We start from the raw sequence: 21,612 nt of genomic DNA, 5'->3' as shown, positions 1-21,612 counted from the left end.
CCGCGGTCAGCGGCGGGTGAGCTCCACGACGGGGATGGTGCGGGTGGTGCGCTTCTCGTAGTCGAGGAAGCCGGCGGAGGCGGTGGTGAAGCGGGCCCAGCCGGCGTCGCGCTCCTCCCCGGCGAGGACGCGCGCCCGGACGTCGACGGTGCCGTCGTCGGGGGTCTCGATCGCCAGGTCCGGCTGGGCGATCATGTTGTGGAACCAGGCGGGGTGCTTCGGCGCACCGGCGGCGGACGCGGCGAGCAGCCAGACGTCGTCGGAGGGGTGCAGCGCCATCAGCGGAGTCACGCGCTCCTGACCGGAGCGGGCGCCGCGGTGGTGCACCAGCACGAGGCTCCTCCCGAAGCCGCCCGTGGTCACGGTCCCGCCGTTCGCGCGGAACTCCTCGATGATCGTGTCGTTCCAGTCGGCCATGCTCGTCCTCCTCGACGCGGTGCCGGCACTCGAGTGCCGGGGTCAGGCGCGGGCGCCCAGGGCGTCCTCGCGGCTGCTGCTCCCACCCGGCGGCTGCGCGCCCCCGGTGACGGCGGCGGGATCCGCCAGCGCCCGCCGCCAGGGTAGCTCCGCGGCGCCGACGAGTTCCAGCCTCGAGCGCAGGGCGGCCCGCTCGATCCGCACGCCGCGCGCGAGGTCGCTCAGGGCCCGGGCGGAGACGCGGGCGGCGAGGCGCTCGCGGTCGACGGTGAGCAGCGAGCCGAGGAAGCCGCCCAGCACGACCGCGGTGGGGTTGAAGAGGTTGATGTAGGTGGACAGGCCCTCCGAGAGCAGGTCGACCTGGCGGGCGACCTCGCCGAGGACGGCGGGGTCGCGGGAGGTGCCCAGGGCGATGTCGAGCTCGTCCTGGTCGAGGACGCGGGCGCCGAGGACGTCGAGGAGGGAGCGCATCCGGACCTCGGCCTCGAGGCAGCCGCGCCGGCCGCAGCCGCAGAGGCGGCCGTTCGTGGCGACGAGGGTGTGGCCCAGCTCGGCCGCGAACCCCGAGGAGCCCTGGAGCGGGACGCCGCCGATGATGACTCCTCCGCCGATGCCGCCCGCGCCGCCGGTGACGTAGACGACGTCGGCCACGCCGTGCGCGGCTCCGAAGAGGGACTCGCCGATGGCGCCGAGGGTCGCGTCGTTGCCGACGGCGACCGGGAGGTCGAGGGCGCGGCTCAGCTGGGTGGCGAGGTCGACGTCGCGCCAGCCCAGGTGCGGGGCGCGGTGGACGAAGCCGGAGTCGGCCTGGACGAGGCCGGGGACGGCGACGCCCGCGCCGACCAGCGTGCGGAGCGACTCCCGCTCGGAGCGGAAGCCCTCGACGATGCCGGTGACGACGCGGACCACCGTGGCCGGGCTCGCGGGCTTGGGGGTGTCGAAGCGGACGCGGCGCAGCAGCTCGCCGTGCAGGCCGACGAGGCCGACGATGATCGCGTCGGTGTCGAGGTGGACGCCCACGGCCGCGAACCGGTCACCGGGGACGACGGTGGCGCTGGGGCGGCCGATGCGGCCGTCCGGTGCGGTGGTCTCCTCCGCCACCCAGCCGAGCTCGCTCAGCTCGCCGACCAGGTTCGCGACGGCGGAGCGGTTCAGCCCGGTGAGGCGGCCGAGCTCGGCGCGGCTGGTGGGACCGGAGCGGTGCACCAGCGTCGCGAGGCTCGCGAGGTTCGTGCGGCGCAGCAGCGCGTTGCTGGAGGCTCCGACTGCTCCTGCCATGATCGCCTGCCTGTCGCTGGACCCCGACGGGTCTCGGATGCACTCGGGCGCGGCTCCCCCGAGGAGAAGCCGCGCCCGAGAACTGTAGAAGAGAAGGACGAGGAGCGCCGCTGGGCGGCGCCCGGCGTTCGCCTAGCGGCCGCCGGCGCGGCGCTTGTTGAAGATGTCGAACGCCACCGCGAGCAGGAGCACGAAGCCCTTGATCGCCATCTGCCAGGCCGCGTCGACCGAGAGGATGGACAGGCCCATGTTGAGCACGCCCATCACGAGTCCGCCGATGACGGCTCCGACGACGGTGCCCACGCCTCCCTGGACGGCGGCGCCGCCGATGAAGACCGCGGCGATCGCGTCCAGCTCGTAGTTCTGTCCGGCCGAGGCGACCGCACCGCCGGCGCGGGCGGTGCTGACGATGCCCGCGACTCCGGCCAGTGCGCCCATGTTGACGAAGATGAAGAAGTTGACCCACTTCGTCTTGACGCCGGACATCATCGCGGCGAACAGGTTGCCGCCCATCGCGTAGATGTGGCGGCCGAAGACCGTCCGGCCGAGCACGAAGCTGTAGGCGAGGATCAGCACGGCGAGCACGATCAGGATGATCGGGGTTCCGCTGTAGCCGGCGAGCAGCCAGGAGAGGGCCATGATCGCGATGACGGCGATGGCCGACTTCGCGACCAGCGAGCCGATGGGCTCGCGGGGCAGCTCGAGGCGGCGGAGGGTCGCGCGGCTGCGGAGCTGCTGGGCCACGAGGACGACGCAGACGATCAGGCCGAGGACCAGGGTGAGCGCGTCGCGCCCGGCGATGCCGCCGAGGACGCCCGGCAGCCAGCCGGCGCCGATCGCGGTGAACTCGGTGGGGAGGCCGTTGATCGTTCCGCCGGTGAGGAGGACGAGGGTGAAGCCGCGGAAGATCAGCATGCCAGCGAGGGTCACGATGAACGCCGGTATGCCGACGAAGGCGACCCAGAAGCCCTGCCATGCTCCGACGGCGGCGCCGGTGACGAGGGCGACGACGACGGCCGCCCACCAGGGCAGGCCCCAGTTGTTCATCGCGATCGCCGAGATGGCGCCGACCATCGCCACGACCGAGCCGACCGAGAGGTCGATGTGGCCGGCGATGATGACCATCACCATGCCGATCGCGAGGATCAGCACGTAGGCGTTCTGCTGGATCAGGTTGTTGACGTTGCCGGGCAGGAGCAGGCGCCCGCCGGTCAGCACCTGGAAGAGCAGGATGATGATGGCCAGCGCGGCGAGGATGCCGTACTGCCGGAGGTTGATGTTCAGCCGGCGCGAGCGCTTGGGCGGGGTGGAGGGCGTGTTGGCGGGCGTGTCCGCCGGCGCTGTGGTGGTCGTGGCGCTCATCGGGCCTGTTCCTTTCCGGCGGTCATGTAGTGCATGAGGTGCTCCTGGGTGGCGTCGGCGCGATCGATCTCGCCCGTGATCCGTCCCTCGGAGATGGTGTAGATGCGGTCGGCGAGGCCGATCAGCTCGGGCAGCTCGGACGAGATGACGACGACCGCCTTGCCCTGGGCCGCGAGCTCGTTGATGATCCCGTAGATCTCGTACTTGGCTCCCACGTCTATGCCGCGGGTGGGCTCGTCGAGGATCAGCACGTCGGGACCGGAGAAGATCCACTTCGAGAGGACGACCTTCTGCTGGTTGCCGCCGGAGAGCTTCCCCGTGACGGCCGAGACGGTCGGCGCCTTGATGTTCATCTTCGATCGGTACGAGTCGGCGACCTTGTACTCGCGGTGCTTGTCGATCACGCCGAGCCGGGCCAGCCGCGAGAGCGCGGCGGCCGAGACGTTGACGGTGATGTCGCCGATGAGGTTGAGCCCGTAGCGCTTGCGGTCCTCGGTCGCGTAGGCGAGGCCGTTGCGGATCGCCTCGTCGACGGTGCGGGTCTGGATCTCCTCACCGTCCTTGTAGACGCGGCCGGAGATGCCGGTGCCGTAGCTCCTCCCGAAGATGCTCATCGCGAGCTCCGTGCGTCCGGCGCCCATCAGGCCCGCGAAGCCGACGATCTCGCCGGCGCGGACGGTGAAGGAGGCGTCGTCGACGACCACGCGGTTGATGTCGACCAGGTGGTGGACCGTCCAGTTCTCGACGCGCAGCTTCTCCTCGCCGATCTGCGGGTCGCGCGGCGGGAACATGCTGTTGAGGTCGCGGCCGACCATCGCGCGGATGATCCGGCTCTCGGACGCCTCCTCGCCGGCCATCGGGAAGCTCTCGATGGTGCGGCCGTCGCGGATGATGGTGACGGTGTCCGCGATGGCGCGGATCTCCTTCAGCTTGTGGCTGATGATGATGCAGGTGATGCCCTGCTTGCGGAGCTGGTCGATCAGGCCGAGCAGGTGGTCGCTGTCCTCGTCGTTGAGGGCCGCGGTGGGCTCGTCGAGGATGAGGAGCTTCACCTCCTTGGCGAGGGCCTTGGCGATCTCGACGAGCTGCTGCTTGCCGACGCCGAGCTCGAGGATCTTGGTCGCGGGGCTCTCGGCGAGGCCGACGCGGGCGAGCAGCTTGGCCGCCTCCGCGTTGGTCGCGTTCCAGTTGATGACGCCGCGGGTCGACTTCTCGTTGCCGAGGAAGATGTTCTCGGCGATGGAGAGGTAGGGGCTGAGGGCGAGCTCCTGGTGGATGATCACGATGCCGTCGGCCTCGCTGTCGTTGATCGACCGGTACTGCGCCTCCTCGCCCTCGAACTCGATGGTGCCCTCGAAGCTGCCGTACGGGTACACGCCGGAGAGGACTTTCATCAGGGTCGACTTGCCGGCGCCGTTCTCGCCGCAGATGGCGTGGACCTCGCCGGGCTGGACCGAGAGCGAGACGCCGTCGAGGGCGCGGACGCCGCCGCCGAACTCCTTGACGATGTCGCGCATGATGAGGATGGGACTGGCCAACAGGGCCTCACTTCGTTGGGGGGGAGTGGTGTGCGGACGGGGAGGCGGGGGCGGGGAGGATCACTCCTCCCCGCCCCCGCCCGACGGATCAGAGTCCGACGTCGCCGGCCTTGAGGAAGCCGGAGTCGACGAGGACCGACTGCACGTCGTCCTTCGTGACGACCTGCGGCTCCAGCAGGTAGGACGGGACGACCTTCTCGCCGTTGTCGTAGGTCTCGGTGTCGTTGACCTCGGGCTCCTCGCCCGCGACGATCGACTGCACCATCTGGAAGACGCGGTCGCCGAGGGTGCGGGTGTCCTTCCAGACCGTCATGGACTGCTCGTCGGCGAGGATCGCCTTGACGTTGGCCTTGTCGGCGTCCTGGCCGGTGATGACCGGGTAGTCGGCGCCGGGGGTGTAGCCGGCCGACTTCAGCGAGGCCTCGATGCCGATGGCCAGGCTGTCGTTGGGGGAGAGCACGACGTCGACCTTCTGGCCTCCGGTGTAGAAGGACGAGAGGCGGTTGTCCATCTCGGACTGCGCCTTGTCGGAGGCCCAGCCCTGGATGCCGATCGAGGCCCAGTCGTCGTCCGACGCGGGCGACTTGCCCGAGGGGACGGTGAGCTTGCCGCTCTCGATGTAGGGCTGCAGGACGTCCCAGGCGCCGGAGAAGAAGAACTTCGCGTTGTTGTCGTCGGGGCTGCCGGCGAAGGGCTCGAGGGTGAAGGGACCCGCGGCGTTCTTCAGGTCGAGGGTCGACTCGATGTACTGGCCCTGGAGCTGGCCGACCTTGTAGTTGTCGAAGGTCGCGTAGTAGTCGACGTCCGCGGTGCCGTTGATGAGACGGTCGTAGGCGATGACGGTGGCGTTCTGCTTCTTCGCCTCGGCGAGGACGGGCGCGAGCGCCTCGCCGTCGATCGCGGCGATGACCAGGATCTTGGAGCCGCCGGCGATCTGGTTCTGGATCTGCGAGATCTGCTGATCGGTCTTGTTGTCGGCGTACTGGAGGTCGACGGTGCAGCCGTCGCCCTCGAGCTGCGACTGGAGGCCTTCGCCGTCGTTGATCCAGCGCTCGAGGCTGCGCGTGGGCATCGAGATGCCGACGGTGCAGTCGCCTTCCGCGCCGGCGCCGGCAGCGGCGCCTCCGGAGTTGGCGGGGCTCGCGGAACAGGCCGCGAGGCCGAGGGAGATGATGCCGGCGGCGGCCAGCGTGGTGATGCCGCGGGAGAACTTCATGGAGTGCATTCCTCTCTGAAAGCAGTGTCCGAGGGAGAGGACGACAAGAGGCGTGCACGTGTGGCGCACGTCGTCGTGTCGTCGCCCGGGAGGGCGGGAGAGCCCCGAGGGGCTTTGTCCACGGAGAGAACATATTCCTTCGATCGGGGGGAGTAAAGCGCGGGCGGCGAATTTGTCCAGGCGATGCCGAAATGTGATCTTCGGGACGTCGACCCCCGCCGTTGCTAGGGGAGAACGCTCTCACCGCTCGGCTCCCGCCCGGCTCGCGCCCCTCCGCCGGGCGCCCGCCGCCGTCCGCGTGAGGGAAACGCGAGGACTCCGGGCCGGGCTGTAGGGGAACCGTGAGGACCGCTCCGAGGGGCCCCCCGCGAGGTGTTGCATCGCTTCCTGTGCCGCTTCCCGGCAGGCGTCCGGTCCCGGGCGTCGTCCGCTCCCCGGATGGAGTCCTCCGTGCTCGACCTCGCCTACCTCCTCGGCGTGCTCGCCCTCTTCTCGCTCATCGCTCTCGCCGCGAAGGGGGTCGAGCGGCTGGGCGGACCGCCCCCCTCGGCGACCCGCGGGACCCGCGAGAAGGAGGCGGGCCGGTGATCGTCTTCGACGCCCTGGCGGCCGTGCTGGCGCTCGCCGCCGTCGTCTACCTCGTCGCGGCCCTGATCCGACCGGAGCGCTTCTGATGGATCCGCTCCTCGCCGTCCTCCAGGTCGCGACCGTCGGCCTGGCCGTCGCCCTCCTCCACCGCCCCCTCGGCGACCACATGTTCCGCGTCTACACCTCGACGCGCGACCTCGCCCTCGAGCGCGGCGTCTACCGCCTCATCGGCGTCGACTCCGCGGGCGAGCAGAGCTGGCGCGCCTACCTCCGGGCCGTGCTGGCCTTCTCGCTCGTCGGCGTGCTCCTGCTCTACGGGATGCAGCGCCTCCAGGCGGTCCTGCCCGGCTCCCTCGGCCTGCCCGCGGTGCCGGAGGGGCTGGCGTTCAACACCGCCGTCTCGTTCGTCACCAACACCAACTGGCAGTCCTACTCCCCGGAGGCGACCCTCGGCTTCGCGGTGCAGCTCGGCGGCCTCGCCGTGCAGAACTTCGTCTCGGCGGCCGTGGGCCTGGCCGTGGCGGTGGCGCTGATCCGCGGATTCGCGCGCCGCTCCTCCGGAACGCTCGGCAACTTCTGGGTCGACCTCGTGCGCGGCACGCTGCGCCTCCTGCTGCCCCTCGCGGTGGCGGCGGCGGTCGTGATGATCGCGGGCGGCGTGATCCAGAACCTGAACGGCCCGCTGACGGTGACCACGCTCACCGGCGGCGAGCAGAGCATCCCGGGCGGCGCGGTGGCCTCGCAGGAGGCGATCAAGCTGCTCGGCACCAACGGCGGCGGCTACTTCAACGCCAACTCCGCGCACCCGTTCGAGAACCCCTCGGCGTGGGTGTCGCTGCTGCAGATCGTGCTGATCCTCGCGATCCCGTTCTCGCTGCCGCGCACCTTCGGCCGGATGGTCGGCGACGTGCGGCAGGGGCGCGCGATCCTCGCGGCGATGGCGACGATCTTCGTCGTGTCGCTCGCGGCCCTCACCGCGCTGGAGGCGGCGGGCGGCGGATCCGCGGCACAGGCCGCCGGAGCCGCGATGGAGGGCAAGGAGACGCGCTTCGGCATCGCCGGCTCCGCCCTCTACGCGACCGCCTCGACGCTCACCTCGACCGGCGCCGTCAACGCGATGCACGACTCCTTCACCGCGCTCGGCGGCATGCTGCCGATGCTCAACATGATGCTCGGCGAGGTCGCCCCCGGCGGCGTCGGCTCGGGCCTCTACGGGATGCTCGTGCTCGCGGTGCTGGCCGTGTTCGTCGGCGGGCTGCTGGTCGGCCGGACGCCCGAGTACCTGGGCAAGAAGCTCGGCCCGCGCGAGATCAAGCTCGCGAGCCTCTACATCCTCGTGACGCCGACGCTCGTGCTGGCCGGCACGGCCCTGAGCTTCGCGATCCCGGCGGTGCGGGAGGACGTGGAGAGCACGTCGATCCTGAACCCCGGGCTGCACGGACTCTCGGAGGTGCTCTACGCCTTCACCTCCGCGTCCAACAACAACGGCTCGGCGTTCGCGGGGCTGACGGCGAACACGCCCTGGCTGAACACGGCGCTCGGCGTCGCGATGCTCCTCGGCCGCTTCCTCCCGATCCTGCTGGTGCTCGCCCTGGCCGGCTCGCTCGCGGCGCAATCGCCGGTGCCCTCCAGCGCCGGCACGCTGCCCACCCACCGGCCGCAGTTCGTCGGCCTCCTCGTGGGCGTCACGGTCGTCGTGACCGCGCTCACCTACTTCCCCGTACTCGCGCTGGGCCCCCTGGCGGAAGGACTGCGACTCCGATGACCACTGCACTCACCGAGGCCCCCGCGGAACCCGCGCGCCCCACCCGCGCCGCCCTCGGGCCGCGCCAGCTCGCCGCCGCCCTCCCCGGAGCGCTGCGCAAGCTCGATCCGCGCCTGATGTGGCGCAACCCCGTGATGTTCATCGTCGAGGTCGGCGCCGTGCTGACCACGGTGCTGGCGATCGCCGAGCCGTTCCTCGGGGGGCCGGAGGAGTCGGGCGGATCGACGGTGCCCGTCACCTTCACGGCCGGCATCGCGATCTGGCTCTGGCTCACCGTGGTGTTCGCGAACCTCGCGGAGTCGGTGGCCGAGGGCCGCGGCAAGGCCCAGGCCGAGAGCCTGCGCGCCACCCGCACCAGCACTCCGGCCCGGCGCGTGGCCGACTACGACCCCGCGGACCCCTCCGCCCTGTCGGCCCGCCTGGTCGAGGTCTCCTCGGCCGAGTTGCAGCTGGGCGACGTGGTCGTGGCGGAGGCGGGCGACCTCGTCCCCGGCGACGGCGACATCGTCTGGGGCATCGCCTCCATCGACGAGTCGGCGATCACGGGCGAGTCGGCACCGGTCGTCCGCGAGAGCGGGGGCGACCGCAGCGCGGTGACGGGCGGCACGCGAGTGCTCTCGGACCGGATCGTGGTGCGCATCACCTCGCGGCCGGGCGAGACCTTCGTCGACCGGATGATCGGCCTGGTCGAGGGCGCGTCGCGGCAGAAGACGCCGAACGAGATCGCGCTCGACATCCTCCTGGCGAGCCTCTCGATCGTGTTCGTCGTGGTCGTGCTGACCCTGAACCCGATCGCCTCGTTCGCGGGAGCCTCCGTGAGCGTCCCGGTGCTGGTCGCGCTGCTCGTCTGCCTCATCCCGACCACCATCGGCGCCCTCCTCTCGGCCATCGGCATCGCCGGCATGGACCGGCTCGTGCAGCGCAACGTGCTCGCGATGTCCGGCCGGGCCGTGGAGGCGGCGGGCGACGTCACGACGCTCCTGCTCGACAAGACGGGGACGATCACCTACGGCAACCGCCGGGCGGTGGCGTTCCTCCCGCTCGACGGAGTGGCGCAGGCCGCCCTCGTCGACGCGGCCGCCTCCTCCTCGCTCAGCGACCCGACGCCCGAGGGGAAGTCGATCGTCGACCTCGCGGGCGACTCGGGCCGCCCCGCCGTCGAGCTCGCTCAGGCCGCCGTGGTGCCGTTCACCGCGCAGACCCGGATGAGCGGGCTCGACCTCCCCGACGGCTCCTCCATCCGCAAGGGCGCCGGCTCGGCCGTGCGCGCCTGGGTGGAGGAGGAGGGGCCGCTGCCGTCCGCGGTCGCGGCGCGCCTCACGGTGCTCGTCGACGGCGTCTCGGAGAGCGGCGGCACGCCCCTGGTCGTCGCGGTGAAGGACGCCCACGGCGCCCGCCTGCTCGGCGTCGTGCACCTGAAGGACGTGGTGAAGGACGGGCTCGCCGAGCGCTTCTCGGAGCTGCGCGCGATGGGCATCCGCACCGTGATGATCACGGGCGACAACCCGCTGACCGCGAAGGCGATCGCGGCGGAGGCGGGAGTCGACGACTACCTCGCCGAGGCGACCCCCGAGGACAAGCTCGCCCTGATCCGGCGCGAGCAGGAGGGCGGCGCGCTGGTCGCGATGACCGGCGACGGCACCAACGACGCCCCGGCCCTCGCGCAGGCCGACGTGGGCGTGGCGATGAACACCGGCACCTCGGCGGCGAAGGAGGCGGGCAACATGGTCGACCTCGACTCCGACCCCACCAAGCTCATCGACATCGTGCGGATCGGCAAGCAGCTGCTGATCACCCGCGGCGCGCTCACCACGTTCTCGATCGCGAACGACGTGGCGAAGTACTTCGCGATCATCCCGGCGATGTTCGCGGGGGTCTTCCCCGGGCTCGCGGTGCTGAACGTGATGCAGCTGCACTCGCCGGCCTCGGCGATCCTCTCGGCGATCGTGTTCAACGCGCTGGTGATCGTCGTGCTGATCCCGCTCGCGCTGCGCGGAGTGGCGTACCGCCCGGTCGCCGCCTCGCGCATCCTCAGCCGCAACCTCCTGGTCTACGGGCTGGGCGGAGTGATCGCTCCGTTCCTCGGGATCAAGCTCGTCGACCTGATCGTCGCCGCGATCCCCGGCTTCTGACCCGCCCGTCCCGACCACTGAAGACAGAGAGAAGAGACCATGTTCCGTCCCTACGGTGTCGCGCTGCGCGCGATGATCGTGCTCACCGTGCTGCTGGGAGCGGCGTACCCGCTCGCGGTGCTCGGGATCGGGCAGCTCGCCCTGCCCGCCCAGGCGAACGGCTCGCTGCTGCGCCAGGACGGCGCGGTGATCGGCTCGTCGCTGATCGGCCAGTCGTTCACGGACGCCGACGGAGCGCCCCTGCCGGAGTGGTTCCAGTCGCGTCCCTCCGCCGCGGGCTACGACGCCGCGGCCTCGACCGGCAGCAACCTCGGCCCCGAGAACGCCGACCTGGTCGCGTCCGTCGAGGAGCGCCGGGCCGCGATCGCGGCCTTCGAGGGCGTCGACCCGGCCGCGGTGCCGGCCGATGCGCTGACCGCCTCCGCCTCGGGGCTCGACCCCGCGATCAGCCCCGCCTACGCGCAGCTGCAGGCGCCCCGCGTCGCCGCCGCCCGCGGGCTCGACGTGAGCGCCGTGCGCGCGCTGGTCGACGAGCACACCGCGGGCCGCGAGCTCGGGTACCTCAGCGAGCCGACGGTGGACGTGCTCGAGCTCAACGCCGCTCTCGCGCGGCTGTGACCGCTCCGGTGGCGCCTCCGGCTCGTAGAATCGCGATCGGCTCGTCGGGACCGTCCGATCGAGCGGATCGACGCCGGTCCCGCGAGCCCGGGACGCCCCGGAGCCGCGAGCACGAGGGGAGGCCGGGAGCATGACGAAGGGCCGCCTGCGCGTGCTCCTCGGAGCCGCGCCCGGAGTGGGCAAGACCTACACGATGCTCGAGGAGGGCCGCCGGCTCGCCGCCGAGGGTCGCGACGTCGTGGTGGCCGTGGTCGAGACGCACGGCCGCTCCGCCACCGCCGCGATGGTCGAGGGGCTGGAGGTCGTGCCGAGGAGGGCCGTCGAGCACCGCGGCGTGCTGCTCGACGAGATGGACCTCGACGCGGTGCTCGCCCGCCGGCCCGACGTCGCGCTGGTCGACGAGCTCGCGCACACCAACGCCCCCGGCTCCCGGCACGAGAAGCGCTGGGAGGACGTCCGGACGCTCCTCGACGCCGGCATCACCGTCTTCTCGACCGTGAACATCCAGCACATCGAGTCGCTCAACGACGTCGTGCACGCGATCACCGGAGCGCCGCAGCGCGAGACGATCCCGGACGCGGTCCTCCGCGCCGCCGACCAGATCGAGGTCGTCGACCTGGCGCCCCAGGCGCTGCGCGACCGCCTCGCCGACGGCCGCGTCTACCCGCCCGAGCGCATCGACGCGGCGCTGTCCAACTACTTCCGGCTCGGCAACCTGACCGCCCTGCGCGAGCTCGCGCTGCTCTGGCTCGCCGACGAGGTCGACAGCGCGCTCCGCGACTACCGCGTCGAGCACGGCATCGACAGCACCTGGGAGGCGCGCGAGCGCGTGGTCGTGACCCTCACCGGCGGGCCGGAGGGGGAGACCCTGCTGCGGCGCGGCGCGCGGATCGCGGCCCGCGCCTCCGGGGGCGACCTGCTCGCCGTGCACGTGGTGACCCCCGACGGCCTCCGCACTCCCCGGCCGCACGTGCTCGAGGCGCAGCGGGTGCTGGTCGAGAAGCTCGGCGGCAGCTACCACCAGGTGGTCGGCGAGGACGTGCCGCGCACGCTGGTCGAGTTCGCCCGCTCGGTCAACGCGACGCAGCTGGTGATCGGCGTGAGCAGGCGGAGCCGCCTCGCCTCGGCGCTGACGCCCGGCACCGCGTCGACGGTGATCCGCGAGTCCGGCAACATCGACGTGCACATCGTCAGCCACTCCGCCGCCGGGCGCACCGCGGTGCTGCCGAGGCTCGACGGCGCCCTGACGCTGCGGCGCCGCCTCCTGGGACTGGCACTCGCCCTCGTGGGCGGCCCGCTGGTGACCTGGCTGCTCTCGAGCCTCCGCAGCGACGAGTCGATCACGAGCGACGTGCTCTCGTACCAGCTGCTGGTGGTGGTGGTCGCGCTGGTCGGCGGGCTCTGGCCGGCCCTCTTCGCGGCCGTGCTCTCGGGGCTGACCCTCGACTTCTTCTTCGTCGATCCCCTCTACACGATCACCGTCGACGAGCCTCTGCACGCGCTCGCGCTGGTGCTCTACGTGCTCAACGCGGCGCTCGTCAGCGCCGTGGTCGACCGCGCGGCCCGGCGGGCGCGGGCCGCCAAGCGGTCGGGGGCGGAGTCGGAGCTGCTGGCGACGATCGCGGGCGGCGTGATCCGCGGGCAGGGGGCGCTGCAGGCGATCCTCGAGCGCTCGCGCGAGGCGTTCGGGCTGACCGGCGTGCGGCTGCTGCGCGGCGGCGAGCTCGTCGCGGCGGACGGTGAGCCGCAGCCGGAGGGCGATCCCGCGCGCATCGCGGTGGGCGAGGGCGCGGTGCTCGAGCTGCACGGCCGCGAGCTGGAGGGGAGCGAGCGGCGGCTGCTCCAGGTCGTCGCCGCCCAGCTGGACTCGGTGCTCGAGAACGCGGCCCTCAGCGAGACGGCCAGCTCCCTCGCTCCGCTGGCCGAGACCGACCGGGTGCGCAGCGCCCTGCTGTCGGCCGTCAGCCACGATCTGCGCCGGCCCCTCGCCGCGGCCACCGCGGCCGTCAGCGGACTGCGCTCGCCCGAGGTGGTCTGGAGCGAGCGCGACCGGGAGGAGCTGCTCGCCACCGCCGACGAGAGCCTCACCGTGCTGGCCGCGCTGGTCACCGACCTGCTCGACGTGACGCGGCTGGAGGCGGGGGCGCTCGCCGTGGCGCTCGCCCCGCTCGACGCCGCCGACGTGGTGCTCCCCGCGCTCGACGAGCTCGGGCTCGGTCCCGGCGAGGTCGACCTCGACCTCGATCCGGAGGGCCCGGCGCTGCTCGCCGACGCGGTTCTGCTGCAGCGCGTCGTGGTCAACCTGCTCGCGAACGCCGTCCGCTACGCGCCGTCCGGCACCCGGGTGCGCGTGGCCGCCAGCGCCTTCGGCGGGAGCGCGCAGCTGCGGATCGTCGACCACGGCCCCGGGGTGCCCGAGGAGCGGCGCGCCGAGATCTTCGTGCCGTTCCAGCGGCTCGGCGACGACGACAACCTCACGGGCCTGGGCCTCGGCCTCGCGCTGTCGAAGGGGTTCACGGAGGGGATGGGCGGCACGCTCGAGACGGAGGACACTCCGGGGGGCGGGCTGACGATGGTGGTGACGCTGCCGCTGGCGCCGGAGACTGCTGCCGCTGCTCCTGCGGCTCACGTCGCTCCTGCCGCCCCGCACGACGGCGGGTCGGGCACCGCTCCGCACGAGGACTCCGGAGGAGCCGCATGAAGATCCTGATCGCCGACGACGACCCGCAGATCCTGCGCGCCCTGCGCATCACGCTCACCGCCCGCGGATACGACGTGGTGACGGCCGGCGACGGCACCGAGGCGATCAACCGCGCGGTGGACGAGCATCCGGACCTCTACATGATCGACCTCGGCATGCCCCGGCTCGACGGGGTCGAGGTCATCCATGGACTGCGCGGCTGGACGAGCGCGCCGATCCTGGTGGTGTCGGGGCGGACGGGCGCGGCCGACAAGGTGGGCGCGCTCGACGCCGGCGCGGACGACTACGTGACCAAGCCGTTCTCGATGGACGAGGTGCTCGCGCGCATCCGGGCCCTCTCGCGACGCGTGCAGCCGGCCGACGGCGAGCCGCTGGTCGTGATCGGCGAGGTGACCGTGGACCTGGTGGCCAAGAGCGCGACGCGGGACGGCGTCTCCGTGCGGCTCACCCCGACGGAGTGGCAGGTGCTCGAGATCCTCATCCGCAACGCGGGCAAGCTGGTCACCCGCCGCTCGCTGCTGGCCGAGATCTGGGGCCCCGCGCACGTCACCGACACCGGCTACCTGCGCCTCTACCTCGCGCAGCTGCGCAAGAAGCTCGAGCCCGACCCCGCGCATCCGCGGCACCTGCTGACCGAGGCGGGCATGGGCTACCGCTTCGTGCCCTGACCGGCCTGTGCCCGGCGGGGGGAACCCCGGACCGTCGAGGGAGCCCGCTGGTCGTGGCTCCCGCGACGGTCCGGGATCGCCTCGGCGGAGGGGGGCAGGTCACCAGTCGTGGACGGTGCCGTCGGCGAGTCGGTTGAAGGGCAGGTACGCGCGCACGTAGGGGTACTTCCCGGCGGCGTCGACGTCGAGCTCCACGCCCAGACCGGGGGCGTCGCCCGGGTGCAGCCGTCCCTCGCTCCAGGTGAACGACTGCTGGAAGACGCTGTCGGTCCGCTCGCCGTGCTTCATGTACTCCTGGATCCCGAAGTTGTGGATCGCCAGGCCCAGGTGCATCGCGGCCGCCATTCCCACCGGGGAGACGTCGGTGGGTCCGTGCATCCCGGACTTGATCTGGTACTGCGCGGCGTGGTCGAGGATCCTCCGGAGGTGGGAGACGCCTCCGGTGTGCGTGACCGCGCTGCGGATGTAGTCGATCAGCTGCTCGCGGATCAGGAGCTGGTAGTCCCAGACGGTGTTGAAGACCTCGCCGATCGCCAGGGGTGTGGTGGTGTGCTGCCGGACGAGGCGGAGGGCCTCCTGGTTCTCGGCGGGCGTGCAGTCCTCGAGCCAGAAGAGGTCGTACGGCTCGAGGGACTTGCCGAGGGCCGCGGCCTGGATCGGTGTCATCCGGTGGTGGCCGTCGTGGAGGAGGGGGAGCCCCGGCCCGAACTCGTTGCGGACGGCCTCGAAGACGCGGGGGACGTGGCGCAGGTAGGCGCGGGTGTCCCAGTCCTCCTCGGTCGGCAGGCCGCCGCGCTGCGCCGGTTCGTGGTCGTAGCGCACACCGGCGTTGCCCTCGAGGACGGCGTTGGAGGCGATGCCGTAGATCGAGGTCAGCCCCGGCACCGCGGTCTGCACGCGGATCGCGCGGTACCCCTCCTCCTGGTGCTCGCGGATGCTGTCGAACAGCTCCGCGTCCGTCCGCCCGGACGCGTGGCCGTAGGCGAGCAGGCCGGTACGGGACGCGCCTCCGAGCAGCTGGTAGAGCGGCATGCCGGCGGCCTTGCCCTTGATGTCCCAGAGGGCGGTGTCGACCGCCGCGATCGCCGCCATCGTGACCGGCCCGCGGCGCCAGTAGGACGACCGGTAGAGGAACTGCCAGGTGTCCTCGATGCGCGAGGCGTCGCGACCGAGGAGCAGCGGCACGACGTGGTCGGCGAGATAGGAGACCACGGCGAGCTCGCGGCCGTTGAGGGTCGCGTCGCCGAGGCCGGTCAGCCCGTCGTCGGTCGTGAGCTTGAGGGTGACGAAGTTGCGGTCGGGACTGGTGACGACGACCTCGGCCTTGTCGATCTTCATGGGATGCCTTTCGTGGTGGGGGATCGGGTCAGGGGTTCCGGCCGGGAGCGCGGTCCATCGAGAACGCGGCGGTCGAGAGGCCGGGCGCCACGGGCGCGGCCTGACCCGTGCTCTCGCGGCGCTCGGCGATCTCGGCGACGATCTGCGCGTGCCGGCGGTCGGTCAGCGGGTAGAACGCCATGATCAGCACCGCGAGCAGGGCCGCGACGGCCGGGATGAGGCCGGCGGCGGCGCGGATGCCCCACTCGGCGTGCTCGCTCTGCTCCGCGGCCCCGGCCACGTAGCCGCCCCAGGCCAGCGCGTACGCGGCGAGGGCGCCTCCGACCGCCTGGCCGGTCTTGCGGGTGAAGGAGAACAGGGCGTAGATCGTGCCCTCGGAGCGGATGCCGGTCTTCCACTCCCCGTACTCGACGGTGTCGGCCTCGATCGCCCAGACGAGCATGTTGACGAGCTGGATGCCGACGTAGGCGAGGACCAGTCCGCCGAAGCCGACCGCCACCGCGTCGCCCGGGGCGAGGAAGACGACCGTCCCGCCGCTGATCAGGACCGCGACTCCGGCCATGTAGGCGTTGCGCTTGCCGAACCGCCGCACGATCGTCGGGACGAGGGCGGCCAGGCCGAAGGTCAGGGCGAGCTGGATCAGCGACATCGCGGCGTAGAGCTGGACCGATCCGAGCACGTCGCGCAGGTAGTAGAGCTGCACGGTCTGGAGCGCGAGCGTCCCGGTGAGGAACAGGAACGAGCTGAGGCAGAGGAAGAGCAGCGGCCGGTTGGAGCGGAGGGTCGTCATGCTCTGACGGAACGTGACGTGCGCGACGTCGCGCTGGACGCGCTCCTTCGCGGTCAGGATCGTGAAGAGGTAGAGCGCGGAGCCGACGACGACGAAGCTCAGCGTGACGATCGAGAAGAGCGACTGCAGATCGGCGCCGGGGACGACCAGCGGGGCCATGAAGGTGCCGAGCCCCGCCCCCACGATCGCGCCGCCGATGGCGCGGGCGCTGGCGAGCTTCGCGCGCTCGGTGCCGACCTGCGTCATCGCTCCGGCGAGCGAGCCGTAGGGGATGTTGACGAGGCTGTAGGCGAGGCCGAGCGCGGCATAGCTCAGGTAGGCGTAGAGCAGGGTTCCGCTCTCGCCGATCTGCGGGACGGAGAAGGTCGCGGCCGAGAGCAGCAGGAGCGGGACCGACCCGAACATCAGGAAGGGCCGGAACTTGCCGAAGCGCCTGCTGTAGGTGCGGTCCACGACCCGGCCGGCGAAGACGTCGGCGAACGCGTCGAAGATCCGCACGACGAGCAGCAGCGTGCCCGCCGCGGCCGCGGAGATCCCGGCGACGTCGGTGTAGTAGACGAGCAGGAACATCGTGGCGGTGGTGAAGGCGAGGTTGTTCGCCGTGTCGCCGGCGCCGTAGCCCACGATGCTCAGCTTCGAGAGCTTCTCAGCGGCGGGCGCTCCGGGCGCGGTGGTGCGGGGGGTCATGCGGGCTCCTTTACCCGGGCGCGGACCCGTCGGGGATCCGCGCCGCATCGAGACGGTGCGAGGGTGGCAATCGGTTGCCGACGGCGCCGGAAGGCGCCGCGCGGAGGGGCGGGGTGGAGGTCTAGGCCGCCTGAGCGGCGACCGCGGCGACGAGGGCCGGGTCGTCGGCGAGGCGCGTATCGACGAGCCGCAGCAGCGCCTCGACGGGTCGGGCGGAGCCGAGGGCGCGGTCGAGGGCGGGGCGCTGCGCGTCGGGCAGGCGGTCGCCCTGGAGCAGCAGTGCGATCCAGTCGGCGACGGCACGGAGGGAGGCGGCTCCGTCGTGTCCGCCCGCGCGCTCCGCGAGGAGCACGGGCGCGATCCGGATGCGGAGCTTGGCGGTCGCGTCGGCGCCGATCTGCTCGAGGCGGTGCTCGATCCGGGGGTTGCCGAAGCGCCCGAGGAGGGCGGCGCAGTAGGCGTCCGCGTCGAGACCGGCGGGGAGGCCGGCCGCCGCCTCCGCCCAGAACGCCTCGACGGCGCTCCGGCAGGCGGGGTCGGCGATCGCCTCCGCGACGGTGGCGAGACCCCGCCGGCGGCCGGTGGCGGCGAGGAGCGTGTGCGCGCCGTTGAGGAGTCGCAGCTTGCGCCGCTCGAAGGGCTCGATGTCGTCCACGAAGCGGGCTCCGGCGCGCTCCCAGGCGGGCCGACCGGCGGGGAAGCCGCCGCAGAGGACCCAGTCGCGGAACGGCTCGGTCACGACGGACGCGGCGTCGCTGATGCCGGTGAGCTCGGCTGCCGCCTCCCGGTCCGCCGCCGTGGTCGCCGGGGTGATCCGGTCGACGGAGGTCGACACGAACGAGACGGTGCGGTCGATCCAGTCGGCGAGCGACGGGTCGAGCCGCTCGGCGAGCAGGAGCAGTCCACGGCGCACGAGAGGGCCGTTGCCGGAGAGGTTGTCGCAGGGGACGACGGCGAGCGGGCCGGAGCCGGCGTCGCGCCGGGCCGCGAGGCCGAGGAGGAGGCGGCCGAGCGCGGTCGCCGGCGCTCCTCCCGATCGGAGGGCGGCGAGGTCGCTCCGGACGGCGGGGTCGTCCAGGTCGGGGCCGCCGTCCGCGGCGAGACGGTACCCGGCCTCCGTGATCGTCAGCGTGACGATCGCCGTCGCCGGAGCCGCGACGAGCTCGACGAGACGCGCGACCTCCGCGCCGTCGACCGCCTCGACGATGCTGCCCACGACCGTCGCCGAGTCGCCCTCCGGTCCGCGCTCGATCAGCGTGAACAGGCCGTCCTGCGCGGCGAGCTCCTCGGCCGCGCGGGGGCTCCGGCCGGTGAATGCGGCGATGCCCCACTCGTGGTCGTCGTCGACGGCGTGCGTGTACCAGGCCTGGTGCGCTCGGTGGAAGGCGCCGAGGCCGAGGTGGACGATGCGGACGGGAGCCGCCGGCAGGCCCGCGGACGCGCGATCGAGACCGCCTCCTCCGCCGTGCCCGCTCACAGCTTGAAGACCTTCCGCGGCTGGGCGTCGACGAGGTCCAGGATGACGGCGCTCGCCGTCTCGGAGTCGATGCGCCCCTCGGCGACCAGGCGCGCGAGGAACGCGGCGTCCAGCCTCCGCGCCATGTCGTGACGGGCCGGGATGGAGAGGAACGCGCGGGTGTCGTCGATGAAGCCGGAGCTCCGCGAGAAGCCGGCGGTCTCCGTCACGGCGGCGCGGAAGCGCAGCACCGCGTCGGGCGCGTCGAGGAACCACCACGGCGCTCCGAGGAACACCGACGGGTAGTAGCCGGCGAGGGGAGCGAGCTCGCGCGAGTGGGTGCTCTCGTCGATCCCGAAGAGGACGAGGTGGAAGCCCGGCGCGTTGCCGAGCTCCTGCAGCAGCGGGCGGAGGGGCTCGGCGAACCGGGTCGCGACGGGGATGTCGTGGCCGGTGTCGGGACCGAAGCGCTCGAAGGTCGGCCGATCGTGGTTGCGCAGCACGCCGGCGTGGACGGTCATCACCAGGCCGTCGTCGACGCTCATGCGGGCGGACTGCAGCAGCAGGTGGGCGGCGAGGACGCGGCTGCCCTCGGCGTCGATCGTGCCGGCGCGAGCGCGGGCGAAGAGGGACTGCGCCTCGGCGGGGTCGAGGTCGACGGTCAGCGGCTCCAGCACTCCGTGGTCGGCGGAGACGGCGCCGTGGTCGAGGAAGTACCGACGCCGGGCGCGGAGGGCCTCGAGGAATCCGGGGAAGCTGGACTCCTTCGTTCCGGTGGCGGCGGCCAGGGCGGCGACGCGCTCGGGCCAGCCGGGGGTGGAGGGATCGAGGTAGGCGTCGGGGCGGAAGGTCGGCAGCACCAGGCCCGGGAACGCCGGATCCTCCGCCAGAGCCCGATGGACGGCCAGGTCGTCCAGCGGATCGTCGGTCGTCGCCAGCACCTCGATCCCGAACCGCTCGAAGAGCGCCCGCGGGCGGAAGGCGGCGGACGCCAGCCGGGCCGCGATCGCCGCGAAGAGGGCGTCGGCGGTGGAGGCGTCGGGCTGCTCGGTGATGCCGAACTGCTCGGCGAGGATCGACTGGAGCCAGTAGCCCGAGGCGGTTCCCGCGAAGATCCGCCAGTGCGCGCAGAACGTGCGCCACACCTCCTCCGGGCCGGCGAGGCGCTCGCCTCCCGGGATGCCGAGATCGCCCAGGTCGATCCCGGCGGAGTGGAGCAGCCGGGTGACGTAGTGGTCGTGCCGGAGGAAGAGCTCGGACGCGTCGGCGAAGGGGCGGTCCTCGAGCAGGAGGCGCGGATCCACGTGCCCGTGCGGGGAGAGGATCGGCAGGTCGGCGACGCTCGCGTGGAGATCGCGGGCGATCGCCCGGGTCGTCGGGTCGATCGGCAGGAGTCGGTCGGGATCGTTCAGCAGCTTAGTCGGCACGGGGCCATCCAAGTATGGGTGCCGAGAAGTGTCAACCGATTGCCAGAGGTGTCGCACCGGATGGCGCACCGGGCGCGGACCGGGGTCAGGAGTCGCGGCGGGGCCCCGTCGAGGCGCGCGGGACGAACTCCGTCGGCAGGTCGTCGGCCCGCTCCGGAGGCTCCTCGTCGCCGAGCACCCGGCGGACCGCCCGCTCGCCCATCCGGCCCAGCGGTGCGCTGATGGTCGACAGTGGCGGCGAGGTGAAGTCGCTCCCGAAGATGTCGTCGAAGCCGATGATGCTGAGCTGCTCCGGGATCGCGACGCCCGACTCCTGAGCCGCGCGCATCAGTCCGATGGCGACCAGGTCGTTGTAGGCGATCACCGCGCCGACGCCGGAGGCGGTCACCCTCGCGAGCGCGCTCCTCCCGCCCTCGAGGGTCGAGACGCCCGGCCCGATCTCGACGACCGTCATGCCCCGCTGCGGAGCGCGGTCGAGGAGGAGCTCCCATCGCGCGGCGCTCATCCACGAGTCGGGCGGACCGGCGATGAAGGCGAGGGAGCGGTGGCCGAGGGCCGCGAGGTGGTCGAGCGCGGCGTCGATCCCGGGGGCGAGATCGGGCACGATCCCCGCGACGCCGGGGACCACGCGGTTGAGGACGACGACCGGGATGCGCCCGGCCAGCGCGATGATCTCCTCGTCGCTGAGGCGGGTGCTGACGAGGACGAGCCCGTCGGTGGAGGCGGCGATGCGGTCGGCCGCCTCGGCCTCGCGCTCCCCGGACTCCTGCGACTCGGCGAGGATCATCGTGAAGCCGCGGAGCGACGCCGCCCGCTCCGCTCCGCGCACGGCGGGGAAGAAGGCCGGGTTGGTGATGTCGGCCACCAGCAGCCCGAGGGTCGAGGTGCGGCCCGTCGGCAGCGCGCGCGCCATCGGGTTGAGCCGGTAGCCCAGCTCCTTCGCGGCGGCGCGGATCCGCTGCTCGGTCGCAGCGTTCAGCCGTCCGGGCGTGCTCAGCCCGCGGGAGACGGTGGAGGGGGCGACGCCGGCGAGTCGGGCGACGTCGTAGATCGTCGTCGCGGAGCGGCCGCGGCGTCTCGCGGCGGAGGGGCCGGTGGGCGCGTCTTCGCTGGGCACGATCGCGGTCTTCTCTCGAGGGGCACGGCGGCGGACGGGGCGCCGTCCGCCGCCCATGCTGCCACAGGGCCGAGAAGCCCGCCCGGCCCGTCGCTCGCGTCCGGGTCGCGCCGGATCGAGGAGCCCGCGCTCCGGGAGGCCGCCGTCACCGGCCTGCCGCCCACCACTCCGGTCCCGTCCAGCGCGGCTCCGCCCCGTCAGCTCCGCTCCGGGAACGCCCCCTCCTCGCGGATCCGCTCGTTGAGCGCCGCCAGGAACACGCCCTCGTCGAGGTCGAGCGGTACCTCGCGTCCCGTCCAGCTCGAGTAGTGGATGGCGTTGGCGAGCCGGACCCCGAGGATCCCCTCCGCCCCGGGTGCGAGCAGCGGCGTGCCGTGCAGGATGCTGTCCGCGAAGTCCTGCAGGACGGCCGTGTGCTGCTCGCCCCAGACCGACGCCGACTCGATCCGCTCCGTCGTGGAGAGGCCCGCGGTGTCGTAGCGACCGCTGAGCAGGAGGCCCACGTCCTCGGCGC

General features: G+C 72.6%; 17 protein-coding genes and 1 pseudogene. 7 read left to right on the top strand and 11 right to left on the bottom strand.

Annotated features, from left to right (window positions below):
* Window positions 1-6 precede the first annotated feature (6 nt).
* The 5 genes from C5C74_RS11385 to chvE form a co-directional block, all read right to left on the bottom strand.
* On the bottom strand, window positions 7-417 hold the full coding sequence (locus C5C74_RS11385; protein WP_104222656.1) for a nitroreductase/quinone reductase family protein: 411 nt from the start codon (window positions 415-417) through the stop codon (window positions 7-9).
* Window positions 418-459: 42 nt separating this feature from the next.
* Window positions 460-1,695 (bottom strand): ROK family transcriptional regulator, encoded by a 1,236-nt coding sequence (locus tag C5C74_RS11380; protein WP_104222655.1) that lies wholly within the window; start codon window positions 1,693-1,695, stop codon window positions 460-462.
* 132 nt (window positions 1,696-1,827) lie between these two features.
* Window positions 1,828-3,057 (bottom strand): multiple monosaccharide ABC transporter permease, encoded by a 1,230-nt coding sequence (gene mmsB / locus C5C74_RS11375; protein ID WP_104222654.1) that lies wholly within the window; start codon window positions 3,055-3,057, stop codon window positions 1,828-1,830.
* A complete protein-coding gene (mmsA, locus tag C5C74_RS11370; protein WP_104351565.1) occupies window positions 3,054-4,574 on the bottom strand; it encodes a multiple monosaccharide ABC transporter ATP-binding protein in 1,521 nt (506 codons plus the stop codon). Before mmsA ends, mmsB begins: the two co-directional genes overlap by 4 nt.
* A 109-nt stretch (window positions 4,575-4,683) precedes the next feature.
* On the bottom strand, window positions 4,684-5,811 hold the full coding sequence (gene chvE, locus C5C74_RS11365) for a multiple monosaccharide ABC transporter substrate-binding protein (protein ID WP_374952918.1): 1,128 nt from the start codon (window positions 5,809-5,811) through the stop codon (window positions 4,684-4,686).
* Between the two features lie 438 nt (window positions 5,812-6,249).
* Between chvE and C5C74_RS17465 the strand changes: the two genes are divergently transcribed.
* The 7 genes from C5C74_RS17465 to C5C74_RS11335 all read left to right on the top strand — a co-directional run bounded on the left by C5C74_RS17465 (window position 6,250) and on the right by C5C74_RS11335 (window position 14,283).
* The gene (locus C5C74_RS17465) at window positions 6,250-6,399 is read left to right on the top strand and encodes a hypothetical protein (protein ID WP_167299012.1); all 150 of its coding nucleotides are present in this window, start codon (window positions 6,250-6,252) and stop codon (window positions 6,397-6,399) included.
* Window positions 6,396-6,485 (top strand): K(+)-transporting ATPase subunit F, encoded by a 90-nt coding sequence (gene kdpF, locus C5C74_RS11360; RefSeq protein WP_068209492.1) that lies wholly within the window; start codon window positions 6,396-6,398, stop codon window positions 6,483-6,485. The genes C5C74_RS17465 and kdpF overlap by 4 nt, the downstream gene beginning before the upstream one ends.
* Complete coding sequence (gene kdpA, locus C5C74_RS11355) at window positions 6,485-8,164, top strand: potassium-transporting ATPase subunit KdpA (protein WP_104268826.1); 1,680 nt, start codon at window positions 6,485-6,487, stop codon at window positions 8,162-8,164. The genes kdpF and kdpA overlap by 1 nt, the downstream gene beginning before the upstream one ends.
* The gene (gene kdpB, locus C5C74_RS11350; RefSeq protein WP_104351564.1) at window positions 8,161-10,296 is read left to right on the top strand and encodes a potassium-transporting ATPase subunit KdpB; all 2,136 of its coding nucleotides are present in this window, start codon (window positions 8,161-8,163) and stop codon (window positions 10,294-10,296) included. Before kdpA ends, kdpB begins: the two co-directional genes overlap by 4 nt.
* A gap of 39 nt (window positions 10,297-10,335) precedes the next feature.
* The gene (gene kdpC, locus C5C74_RS11345) at window positions 10,336-10,914 is read left to right on the top strand and encodes a K(+)-transporting ATPase subunit C (RefSeq protein ID WP_104351563.1); all 579 of its coding nucleotides are present in this window, start codon (window positions 10,336-10,338) and stop codon (window positions 10,912-10,914) included.
* 130 nt (window positions 10,915-11,044) lie between these two features.
* A complete protein-coding gene (locus C5C74_RS11340) occupies window positions 11,045-13,615 on the top strand; it encodes an ATP-binding protein (RefSeq protein ID WP_104268829.1) in 2,571 nt (856 codons plus the stop codon).
* Window positions 13,612-14,283, top strand: coding sequence for a response regulator (locus tag C5C74_RS11335; protein ID WP_104222647.1), 672 nt, complete (start codon window positions 13,612-13,614; stop codon window positions 14,281-14,283). The genes C5C74_RS11340 and C5C74_RS11335 overlap by 4 nt, the downstream gene beginning before the upstream one ends.
* Window positions 14,284-14,382: 99 nt before the next feature.
* Here the strand turns inward: C5C74_RS11335 and manD are convergent, their stop codons facing one another.
* The 6 genes and pseudogenes from manD to C5C74_RS11305 all read right to left on the bottom strand — a co-directional run.
* The gene (gene manD / locus C5C74_RS11330) at window positions 14,383-15,621 is read right to left on the bottom strand and encodes a D-mannonate dehydratase ManD (protein WP_104262587.1); all 1,239 of its coding nucleotides are present in this window, start codon (window positions 15,619-15,621) and stop codon (window positions 14,383-14,385) included.
* 28 nt (window positions 15,622-15,649) lie between these two features.
* Window positions 15,650-17,098, bottom strand: coding sequence for a glucuronide transporter (uidB, locus tag C5C74_RS11325; protein WP_104225767.1), 1,449 nt, complete (start codon window positions 17,096-17,098; stop codon window positions 15,650-15,652).
* 121 nt (window positions 17,099-17,219) lie between these two features.
* A complete protein-coding gene (locus C5C74_RS11320; RefSeq protein WP_258063509.1) occupies window positions 17,220-18,575 on the bottom strand; it encodes a mannitol dehydrogenase family protein in 1,356 nt (451 codons plus the stop codon).
* The gene (uxaC, locus tag C5C74_RS11315) at window positions 18,572-19,981 is read right to left on the bottom strand and encodes a glucuronate isomerase (RefSeq protein ID WP_104351562.1); all 1,410 of its coding nucleotides are present in this window, start codon (window positions 19,979-19,981) and stop codon (window positions 18,572-18,574) included. Before uxaC ends, C5C74_RS11320 begins: the two co-directional genes overlap by 4 nt.
* An 85-nt stretch (window positions 19,982-20,066) precedes the next feature.
* Window positions 20,067-21,098: a LacI family DNA-binding transcriptional regulator gene (locus tag C5C74_RS11310; protein ID WP_159940282.1), complete on the bottom strand. Its 1,032-nt coding sequence runs from the start codon at window positions 21,096-21,098 to the stop codon at window positions 20,067-20,069.
* Between the two features lie 197 nt (window positions 21,099-21,295).
* Window positions 21,296-21,612 (bottom strand): annotated as a pseudogene (locus C5C74_RS11305) (gfo/Idh/MocA family oxidoreductase); the annotation flags it as partial.

This window comes from Rathayibacter sp. AY1E8 (genome assembly GCF_002931415.1).
Taxonomy (GTDB): Bacteria; Actinomycetota; Actinomycetes; order Actinomycetales; family Microbacteriaceae; genus Rathayibacter.
Note: the sequence above shows the minus strand (reverse complement) of the source record. Positions and strands in the feature narration are given on the sequence as shown.